9 protein-coding genes are annotated in these 10,880 nt (G+C 73.4%); 5 read left to right on the plus strand and 4 right to left on the minus strand.

Features of this window, described 5'->3' with window-relative positions:
- Window positions 1-218 precede the first annotated feature (218 nt).
- The 3 genes from sucB to ACTHLI_RS13205 all read right to left on the minus strand — a co-directional run bounded on the left by sucB (window position 219) and on the right by ACTHLI_RS13205 (window position 4,746).
- On the minus strand, window positions 219-1,712 hold the full coding sequence (gene sucB, locus ACTHLI_RS13195) for a 2-oxoglutarate dehydrogenase, E2 component, dihydrolipoamide succinyltransferase (RefSeq protein ID WP_440184469.1): 1,494 nt from the start codon (window positions 1,710-1,712) through the stop codon (window positions 219-221).
- A 52-nt stretch (window positions 1,713-1,764) separates the two neighbouring features.
- Window positions 1,765-3,138 carry a dihydrolipoyl dehydrogenase gene (gene lpdA / locus ACTHLI_RS13200; RefSeq protein ID WP_440184472.1) on the minus strand — a complete coding sequence of 458 codons (1,374 nt, stop codon included), beginning with the start codon at window positions 3,136-3,138 and terminating at the stop codon, window positions 1,765-1,767.
- 102 nt (window positions 3,139-3,240) lie between these two features.
- Entirely contained in the window at window positions 3,241-4,746 is a 1,506-nt protein-coding gene (locus tag ACTHLI_RS13205; RefSeq protein WP_440184474.1) for a leucyl aminopeptidase, read from the minus strand.
- A gap of 91 nt (window positions 4,747-4,837) precedes the next feature.
- Between ACTHLI_RS13205 and ACTHLI_RS13210 the strand changes: the two genes are divergently transcribed.
- The 5 genes from ACTHLI_RS13210 to ACTHLI_RS13230 all read left to right on the plus strand — a co-directional run bounded on the left by ACTHLI_RS13210 (window position 4,838) and on the right by ACTHLI_RS13230 (window position 10,499).
- Entirely contained in the window at window positions 4,838-5,755 is a 918-nt protein-coding gene (locus ACTHLI_RS13210; RefSeq protein WP_440184477.1) for a proteasome assembly chaperone family protein, read from the plus strand.
- Entirely contained in the window at window positions 5,752-7,092 is a 1,341-nt protein-coding gene (locus ACTHLI_RS13215) for an MFS transporter (protein ID WP_440184479.1), read from the plus strand. Before ACTHLI_RS13210 ends, ACTHLI_RS13215 begins: the two co-directional genes overlap by 4 nt.
- Before the next feature lie 163 nt (window positions 7,093-7,255).
- Window positions 7,256-8,545, plus strand: coding sequence for an RNA polymerase sigma factor (locus tag ACTHLI_RS13220; RefSeq protein WP_440184481.1), 1,290 nt, complete (start codon window positions 7,256-7,258; stop codon window positions 8,543-8,545).
- Window positions 8,546-8,631: 86 nt separating this feature from the next.
- Complete coding sequence (locus ACTHLI_RS13225; protein ID WP_440184483.1) at window positions 8,632-9,783, plus strand: Mur ligase family protein; 1,152 nt, start codon at window positions 8,632-8,634, stop codon at window positions 9,781-9,783.
- The gene (locus ACTHLI_RS13230; RefSeq protein ID WP_440184485.1) at window positions 9,780-10,499 is read left to right on the plus strand and encodes a hypothetical protein; all 720 of its coding nucleotides are present in this window, start codon (window positions 9,780-9,782) and stop codon (window positions 10,497-10,499) included. Before ACTHLI_RS13225 ends, ACTHLI_RS13230 begins: the two co-directional genes overlap by 4 nt.
- Window positions 10,500-10,662: 163 nt before the next feature.
- Here the strand turns inward: ACTHLI_RS13230 and ACTHLI_RS13235 are convergent, their stop codons facing one another.
- Window positions 10,663-10,860: a DUF7455 domain-containing protein gene (locus ACTHLI_RS13235; RefSeq protein WP_440184488.1), complete on the minus strand. Its 198-nt coding sequence runs from the start codon at window positions 10,858-10,860 to the stop codon at window positions 10,663-10,665.
- Between the last annotated feature and the right edge of the window lie 20 nt (window positions 10,861-10,880).

Genomic DNA, 10,880 nt, shown 5'->3' on the forward strand with positions numbered 1-10,880 from the left:
GGGGGGGGGGGGGGGGGGGGCGCGGGAGGCGGGCCGGGGGCGACGCGGGGGGGGGGGGCGCGGGGGGCAACCCCACCAGGAGGGGGGAGGGCGACGCCGCCCACCCCGGGCCCGGAGCCCCACCACAACACAGCCGCCACCGGCCCCCCGCCCCCCGGCCCGGCACGTTGGGGAGGCTCCCGCCCGCCGCCGGGGCGCCTCCACAGGACGGGTGAGCGTCAGATGCCGAGCGAACCCCGGAAGTCGCCGCCCTCGAGCCGCTGCTTCACCGCGGTGAGGAACCTCGCGGCGTCGGCCCCGTCCACGATCCGGTGGTCGTAGCTGAGCGCCAGGTACACCTTGGACCGGATGGCGATCGCCTCGCTGCCGTCGGCGCTCGTGACCACCGCGGGCTCCTTCACGACCGCGCCGGTGCCGAGGATGGCCACCTGGGGGAGGAAGACGAGCGGAGTGTCGAAGAGCGCGCCGCGCGAACCGGTGTTCGTGAGCGTGAAGGTGCCGCCTGCGAGCTCGTCCGGCTTCAGCTTGTTGTCCCTGGTGCGACCGGCGAGATCCGCGATCTGCGCGGCCAGGTCGGCGATCGACCGGCCGCCGGCGTTGCGGATGACCGGCGTCAGCAGGCCGCGCTCGGTGTCCACCGCGATCGAGACGTTCTCCGTGTCCGGGTAGACGATCGAGTCGCCGTCCACGGTCGCGTTGATGATCGGGTACTGCTGGAGGGCCTCGACCGCCGCGAGCGCGAAGAACGGCAGGAACGACAGCTTCTGCCCGGTCTTGGCGAGGAACTCGTCCTTCACCGCCGCGCGGAGCCTCGCCACCGCCGTGACGTCCGCCACGACGACCGTGGTCAGCTGGGCCGTCGACTGCATCGACACGACCGCGCGCTCCGCGACGACCTTGCGGAGGCGCGACATCTTCACGGTGGTCCCGCGCAACGGCGACGGCTCGACCGGCTTGGCCGGCGCCGGAGCTGCTGCGGACGGCGCGGACGTCTTGGCCTCAGCGGCCGCGAGCACGTCCTCCTTGCGGATGCGCCCGCCCACGCCGGATCCCGTGATCGTCGACAGGTCGACGCCGCGGTCGCCGGCGAGCTTGCGCACGATCGGCGTCACGTAGGGGGCTGCGGCGTGCGAGCCGCCCGACTCCGCGGGCGCAGCGCTCGGGGCCGGCGCGGCGGCGGGCGCCGGCGCCGGAGCGGGCGCGGCGGCCGGTGCGGGAGGCGCAGCGGGAGCGGCGGGAGCCGACGAGCGGTCGGTGCCGACCGGGGCGTCGGTGGACGGCACGGGTTCGGCGGCGGGCTGCGCCACCTCCTCCTCCGGCTCCGGCTCGGAGTAGGAGGCGCCGGCCTGCGCGTCCTCCTCCTGGCGGCCGTCGGCGACCTGCGCGGGAGCGGGCGCGGGCGCCGGCTCGACGGGCGCCCGGTCGGCCTCCTCCGGCTCAGGCGCGGGCTCGCTGGCCACGGCACCGGAACCCGAGCCGTCGCCGATCCGCACCAGCGCGGCGCCGACCTCGACGGTCTCGTCCTCCTGGACGAGGATCTCCTCGATCACGCCCGCGATCGGCGACGGGATCTCGGTGTCGACCTTGTCGGTCGACACCTCGAGCAGGGGCTCGTCGACCTCGACCGAGTCGCCGACCTGCTTCAGCCAGCGGGTCACCGTGCCCTCGGTGACGCTCTCGCCGAGCGCCGGAAGGGTGACGGACTCACTCATCGGATGGTTCCTTTCGGGCGGCGGCACCGCCGCAAGACGTGGTGCGGTCAGGTCAGAGAGCGTGCAGGGGCTTGCCGGCGAGCGCGAGGAAGGCCTCGCCGAGCGCCTCGTACTGCGTCGGGTGGCCGTGGATGTACGGCGCGACATCCTCCGGGTACGCCTCCCAGTTGACGACGAGCTGCGCCTCGCCGATGAGCTCGCCGACGCGGGTGCCGATGCCGTGCACCCCGACCACGGGTCCGTCCTTGACGCGCACGACCTTGATCGAGCCGGAGGTGTCGAGGATCTCGCTCTTCGCGTTGCCGGCGAGGCTGTAGTCGTAGGCGATGACCGCATCCCGGCCGTACTGCTCGACCGCCTTCGCCTCCGTGAGCCCGACGGAGGCGACCTCCGGCTCGCAGTAGGTGATCCGCGGCACGTTCGTGTCGGACACGATCGCGGGGTTCAGGCCGGCGATCTCCTCGGCCACGAAGATGCCCTGCTGGAAGCTGCGGTGCGCGAGCTGCAGGCCGAACACGATGTCGCCGACCGCGTAGACGCCGGGCAACGAGGTCTCGAGGCGCTCGTTCGTGTTCACGAAGCCGCGGTTCAGGGTGACGCCGGCCTCCTCGAAGCCGTTGCCCGCGGTGGCCGGTCCACGGCCGACCGCGACGAGCAGCAGCTCGGCGTCGATCGTCTTCCCGTCCTCCAGGGTGACGACCACGCCGGACTCGTTCTGCACGACCGACTGGAACCGCACCCCGAGCGAGTACTGGATGCCGCGCTTGCGGAACGCGCGCTCCAGCGACTTCGAGAGCACCTCCTCCTCGTTCGGCACGAGGTGGGGGAGCGCTTCGATGATGGTGACGTCCGCGCCGAAGGAGCGCCAGACGCTCGCGAACTCGACGCCGATCACGCCGCCGCCGAGCACGGCGACCTTCTTCGGCACGAAGTCGAGCTCGAGCGCCTGCTCGGAGGTGATGACCCGGCCCCCGAGCTCCAGCCCGGGCAGCGAGCGGGAGTAGGAGCCGGTCGCGAGCACGATCTTCCCGCCGGTGATGGTCGAGTCGCCGACCCGCACCGTGGTGGCCGAGGTCAGCGTCCCGGTGCCGTCGATGGTCGTGATGCCGCGGGCCTTCAGCAGGGACTGCAGCCCCTTGTACTTCTTCGCCACGATGCCCGTGCGGTACGAGGTGACGCCCGCGATGTCGACGTCCTCGAAGGTGGCGCGGATCCCGTAGTGGGCCGATTCCTTCGCCAGATCGGCCACCTCTGCGGCGTGCAGCAGGGCCTTGGTCGGGATGCAGCCCCGGTGGAGGCACGTGCCGCCGACCTTGTCCTTCTCGATCAGGGCGACCGACATGCCGAGCTCGGATGCGCGGATCGCGGTGGCGTAGCCACCGCTCCCTCCGCCGAGGACTACGAGGTCGAAGGACTGGTCTGGCACGTCGTCGGTACTCCCGTTCTCGTCGCTGGACGCGACCGAGGAATACCGCCCCGCCGGTCCGCGGTGGGGAGCGGTGCCCCACCCCGGAGCGCCCCTGGAACCTTACTCCCTGCCGGATGCGGAGGGGCTCGGTGCGACGCCCGTCTCGGCGACGTCCTCGAGGAGGGCGAGCAGCGTGCGCACCATGACGCCGGTGGGGCCCGAGCCGGTCGCGCCGTACGCCGCGCCCTTGTTCTCCGACGACCCGGCGATGTCGAGGTGCACCCACGGCACGGGCGTGCCGTCCTCGCGCTCGGGCACGAACTCGCGGAGGAACTGGCCCGCCACGAGCGCGCCGCCCGCGGTGTTCCCGATCTTCACGTTCGCGATGTCGGCGATGTCGGAGTTCAGGAGCGTGCGCAGCTCCTCCGGCAGCGGCAGGTGCCACAGCAGCTCACCCGCGCGCTTCGCGGCCCGCTGCGTCCTCGCCACCAGCTCGCCGTCGCCCATCGCTCCCGTGTACCTGGTGCCGAGCGCGGTGATGATCGCGCCGGTGAGCGTCGCGACGTCCAGGATCAGGTCGGGGTGCTCCTCGCCCGCGACCACGAGTCCGTCGGCCATCACGAGCCTGCCCTCGGCGTCGGTGTTCAGGACCTCCACGGTGCGGCCGCCGCGGATCCGGAGCACGTCGTCCGGCCGGATCGCGCTGCCGGAGGGGAGGTTCTCGGCGATGCACAGCCAGCCGGTGACGCGGACGGGCAGCGCGAGCCTGGCCGCCGCCGTCACCGCGGCGAGCACGGTCGCGGCGCCGGTCATGTCGGTCTTCATGCGCACCATCGAGGCGGGCGGCTTCAGCGACAGGCCGCCCGAGTCGAACGTGATGCCCTTGCCGACGAGCGCGACCGACGCGGTCGCCCCCTCCGGCTCCCAGGCGACGCGGACGAGCCGCGGCGGCCGCACGGACCCCGACCCCACGCCGAGGATGCCGCCGAAGCCGCCTTCCGCGAGCGCGGCCTCGTCCCAGACCTTCGACGTCGCTCCGGCGGCCTCCGCGGCCTCGACGGCGCGGTCGGCGAGGGCCGCGGGCGGCAGGTCGATGGGCGGCGCGTTGACGAGGTCCTTGACGAGCGCGACCGCGTCGGCCACGACCGCGGCGCGGTGCACTGCGTCGTCGTCGGCGGAGTCGCCCAGCACGGTGACCCTGGCGACCGGCGCGTGCTGCGCCGCGAGCGTCTTCACCCGGTAGTCGGTGTAGGCGTACGCGCCGAGCGCCGCGCCCTCGAGCACCGCGGCGAGGTCGTCGTCGCCGTCGATGGGGAGCGCGAGCGCCACGTGCTCGGTGCCGGCGAGGCGGCGCACCGCGGTGGCCGCGGCCGCACGGAGGCCGTCGGGGTCCAGTCCGCGGCCGACGCCGACGAGCAGCAGGGAGGAGGCGCTGATCCCGGCCGCGGGCAGGCGCGCGGTGTCGCCCGCGGCGCCGGTGAACCCGATCGCGGCGAGGTCCAGCCCCTCCGGGGCGTCGCCGAGCACGACGGCACCGCCGTCGGCGGCGCGGACGGCGAGCACGAGCGCGTCGGCCGTGACTTCGGCGGGTGCGGCGGCGGAGACGACGAGTTCGGGTGAGGCCATGCCGGAAGCCTAGGGAGGGCGGCCCACGAGCACGGACCCGGCCGGATCGGGCGGGACCGGCGGGGGAGCCCGCGCTCGGTAGAATCGGCCGATGCGCGAGCCGGAGGGACTGTACGAGCTCACGCCCGCGGCGTCGGACGTGCCGCACGGCCTGCCGCTCGTGGCGGGGCTGACCGGCTTCGCGGACGCGGGCGGCGCCGTGCAGCAGCTCGCCGAGTACTTCGCCGACGCGGCCTCGCCCGTGCCGGTCGCCGTGTTCGACCCGGACGAGCTGCTCGACTACCGCGCCCGCCGGCCGATCATCGAGTTCGACGAGGATCACCTCGCGTCCTTCACGGAGGCCTCCCTCGTCCTCAGCCTGTGCCGTGACGAGATCGGGCGGCCGTTCCTCCTGCTGTCCGGGTTCGAGCCGGACTTCCAGTGGAACCGGTTCGCGGCCGCCGTGCTCGGCCTCATCGAGCGGTTCGGCGTCTCGAGCACCACGTGGGTGCAGGCGATCCCGATGCCCGTGCCGCACACGCGCCCGATGCAGGTGACGGTGGGCGGGACGCGGCAGGCGCTGATCGACTCGATGAGCGCCTGGCGGCCGACCACGCGCGCGCCGTCCAACGTGCTGCACCTCGTCGAGTTCCGGCTGGCCGAGCTCGGTCACGAGGTGGCCGAGTTCGTGCTGCTGGTGCCGCACTACCTCGCCGACACCGAGCTGCCCGCCGCCATGGCGAAGGGGCTGGAGGTCGTGTCCGCGGCGACGGGGCTGCTGTTCGCCATCGACCCGGTGCGCGACCGGTCGCGCGACTTCTTCGCGCGGGTCGACGAGCAGGTGGGGGCGAACACGGAGCTCGCGGGGCTCGTCCGCACGCTCGAGGAGCGGCACGACGCGTACATGGCCGGCAACCCCGTCCGCTCCCCGCTCACGGACGTGGAGGGGGAGGTGCCGAGCGCCGACGAGCTCGCGGCGGAGCTCGAGAAGTTCCTCGCCCTCCGGCGCGCGCACGACGACGAGGCGTGAACGCGGCGCGCGCCGGGACCCGCGCGTGGGTCGTCTTCGGCGCGGCCACGGCCGCCTACCTCAGCGCGGTGACGCAGCGGAGCACGCTGGGCGTCGCCGGCGTCGCGGCCGCCCACCGGTTCGACACCTCCGCGGCGGCGCTGTCCACCCTCGGGGTCGTGCAGCTCGCCGTGTACGCGGCGCTCCAGATCCCCGTGGGCGTGCTCGTGGACCGGTTCGGCCCGCGCGCCGTGATCGCGGTCGGCGCGCTCCTGATGGCTGCCGGCCAGGTGACCGTCGCCACCTCGGAGGTGCTGCCGGTCGCCGTGCTCGGCCGCATGCTGGTCGGGGCGGGGGACGCGACCACGTTCGTCGCGGCGCTCCGCCTCGTGAACGCGTGGTTCCCGCCCGCGCGCGTGCCGGTGCTCAGCCAGTGGCTCGGCAACCTCGGGCAACTCGGGCAGGTGCTCTCGGCGGTGCCGTTCGCGGCGCTCCTCGGGCTGCAGGGGTGGACCACCGCCTTCCTCGGTGCGGCGGGACTCTCGGGCATCGCCTTCGTCGTCGCGCTCGTGCTGCTCGTCGACGCGCCCGGTGGGGTCCGGGGCGCGTCAGGTGATCTGCGGGGCGCCCTCCGCGCCCTCCGGTCCGCGCTCGCCCGGCGGGGCACCAGGCTCGGCTTCTGGGCCCACTTCACGACGCAGTCCAGCGGCGTCGTGTTCGCGCTGCTGTGGGGGTATCCCTTCCTCGTCTCGGCCGTCGGGCTCTCGAGACCCGCGGCCTCCGCGCTCCTCACGCTCCAGGTCCTGACCGGGTTCGTCGTCGGACCGCTGCTCGGCGGTCTGACCGCACGCTTCCCGTTCCGGCGCTCGAACCTCGTGCTCACCATCGTGCTCGGGCTCGGCGTCGCGTGGACGCTGGTGCTGCTCTGGCCCGGTCCGCCGCCGGTCGCGCTGCTCGTGCTCCTCGTCGTCGCGATGGGGGCCGGTGGCCCCGCGTCGCAGATCGGCTTCGACTACGCACGCACCTACAACCCGCCGGAGGGGCTGGGCGGCGCGAGCGGATTCGTCAACGTCGGCGGCTTCACCGCGAGCTTCACGATGATGTTCCTGATCGGGTTCCTGCTCGACCTCCAGCATGGCGCGAGCGGCGCCCCCCTGTACTCGCTCGGTGCGTTCAAGGCCGCGTTCTCGGTGCAGTACGTGATCGTCGGCGGAGGCGTCGTCGGCTTCTGGCTGACCAGGAGGCTCGCTCGGCGGGACCTGCTGCGCGACACCGGCGTCGACGTCGGACCGCTGTGGCGGGCGTTCCGGCACCGCGCGGTGCGCCGCACGGCCGAGCGCGATCGCGACACGCCGTAAGGCGTGTACAATTGTAGGAACGCCGGGGCGCGACCGACACGTCGGACGGGAATGCCCGAGAGCCCGCGACCGTTGTCGCCCGTCGTCGCCCCCGGGGAGGGCGGCCAGAACCCGATCCACACCGCCCGGCGTCGTTCCGACGCATCGTCCTGAGGGGGCCACCATGAGCACACCGACCGCAACCGTCGCGGACGAGGAGATCGAGCAGGCCGCACCCGCGCCCGCCGCGAAGAAGCCCGCCAGGAAGCCTGCCGCCAAGAAGGCGACCAAGGCGGCGCCGAAGCCGAAGAGCGCCGACGAGGACGAGCCCTCGGACGACGAGGAGATCGAGGCGCCCGCGGCCGACGACGAGAGCGACGACGCCGAGCCCGGCGAGGACGTCGCGGAGACCGAGGACGCGTCCGACGAGGACGCCTCGGACGACGCGGCGGGCGACGAGAAGCCGATCACGCTGAAGGACGAGCCGCTGCCGACCGGCGCGATGATCCTGTCGATGTCCGACGAGGACGAGGTCCCCGTCTACTCGACCGCGATCACGGGCGCCACAGCCGACCCGGTCAAGGACTACCTGAAGCAGATCGGCAAGGTCGCGCTGCTGAACGCCGCGGAGGAGGTCGAGCTCGCGATGCGCATCGAGGCCGGCCTGTTCGCGGAGGAGAAGCTCTCGACCGAGGGCGACAAGCTCGACAAGGAGCTGATCCGCGAGCTGAAGTGGGTCGCCCGCGACGGGCAGCGCGCGAAGAGCCACCTGCTCGGAGCGAACCTCCGCCTCGTGGTCTCGCTCGCGAAGCGCTACACCGGCCGCGGCATGCAGTTCCTGGACCTGATCCAGGAGGGCAACCTGGGCCTGATCCGCGCGGTCGAGAAGTTCGACTACACCAAGGGCTTCAAGTTCTCCACCTACGCCACCTGGTGGATCCGGCAGGCGATCACCCGCGCGATGGCGGACCAGGCGCGCACGATCCGCATCCCGGTGCACATGGTCGAGGTGATCAACAAGCTCGCCCGCGTGCAGCGGCAGATGCTGCAGGACCTGGGTCGCGAGCCCACGCCCGAGGAGCTGTCGCGCGAGCTCGACATGACCCCGGAGAAGGTCATCGAGGTCCAGAAGTACGGGCGCGAGCCGATCTCCCTCCACACCCCGCTCGGCGAGGACGGGGACAGCGAGTTCGGTGACCTGATCGAGGACACCGAGGCCGTCGTGCCGGCCGACGCGGTCGGGTTCACGATGCTGCAGAAGCAGCTGGAGAGCCTGCTCGACTCCCTGTCGGAGCGCGAGGCGGGCGTGATCCGGATGCGCTTCGGGCTCGGCGACGGGATGCCGAAGACGCTCGACCAGATCGGCGACACGTTCGGCGTGACCCGGGAGCGGATCCGCCAGATCGAGTCGAAGACGATGGCGAAGCTCCGTCACCCGTCCCGCTCCCAGTCGCTCCGCGACTACCTCGAGTGAGTTCCATCCGATACGCCCCGGCCGTGATCCTCGGCCGGGGCGTTCGGCTTGCCGCCCGGCTGCGGAGCCGCGGCGGCGGCTCTGCGGTGCCCGGCCTGGTGGTCAACCGGGTGGCTCCCGGATTCCTCGGGGACGTGCTCTCCTCCTTCCCGGAGGGGCTCGTCGTCGTGTCCGGCTCGAGCGGCAAGTCGACGACCACCAAGATGCTGGTCGCCGTCCTCGAGCGGCACGGCAAGCGGATCTTCACCAACCCGTCCACCGCGAACATCAGTCAGGGGCTGACCTCCGCCCTGCTCGAGCGCGCATCGCTCAGCGGCAGGATCGACGCGGACCTCGCGGTGCTCGAGATGGACGAGGGGCACGGCGCGCTGCTGTCCGGGCGGTTCCGCGCCCGGCTCGTGCTGCTCACGAACGTGATGACCGATCAGATCGACCGGTTCCACGACGCCGAGAAGGTGCGGGCGATGCTCGGCCGGATCGCGGCCCGTGCCACCGACGCGGTCGTCGTGAACGGCGACGACGGGCTGCTGGCCGAACTGCGGCCCACCGCGGAGGTCGTCCGCTTCGGCGTCAGCGACGCCGTGCTCGCCGGCTCCCCGCGCGGCCTCGGCTACGCGTCGACGACGCCGGAGCGCCTCGTCGACGGCACGCGCGTGACGGCGGTCGCGGGTCGGGCCGCCCGGATCACCGTCGGCGGCCGGGAGCTCGAGGTGCGGCTGCCCGCCAAGGGCGTCCACTACGCGGTGGACGCCGCCGGTGCGCTCGCCGCCGCCGAACGGCTGCTCGGCGCGGCGTTCGACCCGGCCGCGGCGGTGGCCGCGCTCGACGCGATGCCGCCGGTGTTCGGTCGCGGGGAGATCGTGACCGTCCGCGGGCAGCAGGTCGAGTTCGTGCTCGTGCAGAACACCGCGAGCCTCCAGCTGAACGTCGACGAGCTCGACGAGGGGCTCGACCAGGTGATGGTCGCGATGGGCTCGGACGTCCGGGACCCCTCCTATCTCTGGCCGGCCGACACGGCCAGGATCGGCCGGGCCCGCATCGTCTCCGGGTCCAAGGCCGACGAGCTCGCGCTGCAGCTGCTCTACCAGGGCGTCGAGGTGGACCGGATCGAGCCCGACCTGGGGCGGGCGCTCGACGACTTCCTCGCCCTGCCCGCGCCCGAACGGGGGATCAAGACGATCGTGTTCACCGCCGACTCGATGCGCCGCACGCGCAGCCACCTGGGGCTGACCGGATGAGCCCGTCGGGAGCGTCAGCAGGGGCCGGCGTCCTCGCGCTGTTCCCCGAGCTCACCGACGTGAACGGGGACGCGCAGAACGCACTCGTGCTGTCCCGTCGCGCCGCGTGGGCGGGCGGCGAGGCGGCGGTCGACCTGCTGCACGAGGGGGAGGAGCCCGCGGTCACGCCGCGCGCGGTGGTGCTGGGGTCGACGACCGACCCGATGCTGCCGCGGCTGCTCGCCGCGCTGCAGACGGTGCGGGACGATCTCGAGGGCTGGATCGAGGACGGCGTGCCCGTGCTCGCGGTCGGCACCGGCATGGAGGCGCTCACGCGCGGCATCCGGCTGCCGGAGGGCCGGCTCGAGGGGCTCGGGCTCGTGCCCGCGGAGGCCGAGCCGCTGCCCGCGAGGGCGACCGGCGACCTCGTCGTCAGCGCGCGGGAGGGGGTGCTCGTCGGCTACGAGAACCACGCGAGGCGCCTCCGGCTCGACGCCGGCGTCGAGCCGCTCGGTGCCGTGACCCGCGGTGTGGGCGACGGTGGAGCGGACGGCGTCCGGCACGGCTCGATCGTGGGCACGAGAATGCACGGCCCGGTGCTCGCGAAGAACCCGGCGCTCGCGGACGCGATCCTGACCGCGGCGTTCGGCATGCCCGTCGTCCCGACCGGTCCCGTCGCCGCGCAGGCGGACGCGGCCGCCGCCCGCATCCGCGCCGCGCTCCTCGCGGCCTCCTGAACCCCCGCGCGGGGTCCGGGGTGGTCTCGAGGCTCGCTCCGCTCGCTCCTCGACCAGCGGGGGTGGCAGAGGGAGCGCTGCGTCGGTTCCTCGCCCGAGCGGAGACGACGGAGGCCCGGGCGCGCGAACGCGACCCGGGCCTCCGTGAGGCTGTGGGGAAGGCTCAGGCCTTCGACTCCTGGAGCAGCCGGCTGGACTCGTCGTGCCAGCTCTGAGCGATGCCGGAGAGCTTCTCCTGGTACTTCTTGCCGTGGTGGGCGCAGAAGAGCAGCTCTCCGCTGTCGAGCTGCACGCGGATGTACGCCTGAGCGCCGCAGCTGTCGCAGCGGTCGAGCGCGGTGAGCGAGAACTGCGACTCCAGGGAGTCGAGGCTGCTGTTGT

Origin of the sequence: Amnibacterium sp. (genome assembly GCF_051956055.1) — a bacterium.
Classification (GTDB): domain Bacteria; phylum Actinomycetota; class Actinomycetes; order Actinomycetales; family Microbacteriaceae; genus Amnibacterium.

Bases quoted from the DNA above. Each gene is read 5' to 3' on its own strand.
- sucB (WP_440184469.1), bottom strand. From the start codon at position 1,712: ATGAGTGAGTCCGTCACCCTTCCGGCGCTCGGCGAGAGCGTCACCGAG.
- ACTHLI_RS13220 (WP_440184481.1), top strand. From the start codon at position 7,256: ATGAGCACACCGACCGCAACCGTCGCGGACGAGGAGATCGAGCAGGCC.
- ACTHLI_RS13210 (WP_440184477.1), top strand. From the start codon at position 4,838: ATGCGCGAGCCGGAGGGACTGTACGAGCTCACGCCCGCGGCGTCGGAC.
- ACTHLI_RS13230 (WP_440184485.1), top strand. From the start codon at position 9,780: ATGAGCCCGTCGGGAGCGTCAGCAGGGGCCGGCGTCCTCGCGCTGTTC.
- ACTHLI_RS13205 (WP_440184474.1), bottom strand. From the start codon at position 4,746: ATGGCCTCACCCGAACTCGTCGTCTCCGCCGCCGCACCCGCCGAAGTC.